The sequence below is a fragment of the Corynebacterium sp. ACRQJ genome (assembly GCF_022346045.1).
In the GTDB taxonomy this organism is placed as follows: Bacteria; Actinomycetota; Actinomycetes; order Mycobacteriales; family Mycobacteriaceae; genus Corynebacterium; species Corynebacterium evansiae.
On the sequence record NZ_JAKRMT010000047.1, the window covers coordinates 1 to 1,129 of the forward strand.

General features: G+C 66.6%; 1 protein-coding gene and 1 pseudogene. One reads left to right on the forward strand and one right to left on the reverse strand.

Annotated elements, in window-relative coordinates; genetic code table 11:
* Nucleotides 1-461 (forward strand): glutamate--tRNA ligase family protein (locus tag MHX52_RS10315; RefSeq protein WP_239318099.1); only part of this gene is annotated, 461 nt, incomplete at its 5' end.
* A 5-nt stretch (nucleotides 462-466) separates the two neighbouring features.
* Here MHX52_RS10315 and MHX52_RS10320 read toward each other — a convergent pair.
* A pseudogene (locus tag MHX52_RS10320) lies at nucleotides 467-1,009 on the reverse strand (crotonase/enoyl-CoA hydratase family protein); the annotation flags it as partial.
* Nucleotides 1,010-1,129 lie beyond the last annotated feature (120 nt).

Genomic DNA, 1,129 nt, shown 5'->3' on the forward strand with positions numbered 1-1,129 from the left:
GCAGAGCTGCGGGCGCGGACGGAGGGGCGGGGGCCGGCGCGCCGGGCGGGCCGGTGAACAGGGATTATGCCTACAACCTGGCCGTGGTCGTCGACGACGCGCTGGCCGGGGTGGGGCAGGTTGTGCGCGGGGACGACCTGCTGAGTTCCGCTCCGAGGCAGGCGTATCTGGCTCACCTGCTGGGGTTGCCGCCGGTGGAGTATGTGCACGTTCCGCTGGTGTTAGGGCCGGATGGGAAGCGCTTGGCGAAGCGGGACGGGGCCGTCACGCTGCGGGACTTTCCCGGCGGGGCGGAAGGGATGATGCGGTGGATCGCGGAATCGCTCGGCGAAGCGGTGGACATCTCGGCGGCGGGAGCAGCCGGGGGCATCACGCCCGCCGCACTGCTGCCAACCTTCCGGCCCGAACTACTTCCTCGCGGGCCCATCGCCTGGCGCCCGGAGGACACTCCCGCAGACTAGCTCCTCTAGCGCACCGCGCGCGGGCGGAACTTCGGCGGGATCTTCTTCTGCGCGGCCTTCCGCGCGATCTCGGCGTTCTTGCTCACCAGCAGGCGCGCCTGGCGCAGGCGCTCGCGGGCGAAAGTCCGCCGCTCGCCGGACTCCCACGTCTCGTCCACCAGCTTCTTTGCCAGCGCCACCGAATCCGGCGAGCGTTCAATGATCTGCCGTGCCAGCTCCTCCGCCGCAACCAGCGGATCCTCCACGGCCTTGGCCAGGCCTAGCTCCGCGGCACGCTCCCCGGAGAAGATTTCCCCGGTCATGGCCAGCCGCTTCACCTCGTCAATCGGCAGCAACTGCTTCAGGGACATGATCCCCGACATGTCCGGCACCAGACCCCATTTCGCTTCCAACACTGACCAGTGGGCGTCATTGCTCGTAAACCTAAAGTCCGCACCACAAGCGATCTGCACGCCACCGCCAAAGCAATAGCCTTCCACCGCGGCAATCACCGGGAAAGGGAGGCGACGCCACGTCCACGGCGCCTCTTGGAATGTGTTTGTGCCTCTGAGGTTACCCTCGTTTAGTGGACACCCAACTTGTACGGATGTTGTGTCCGTAGGAGAGGATGTTCATTGTGAGCCAACAGCGCAAGAAGTACACGCCGGAGTATCGGCGTGAAGCCGCGA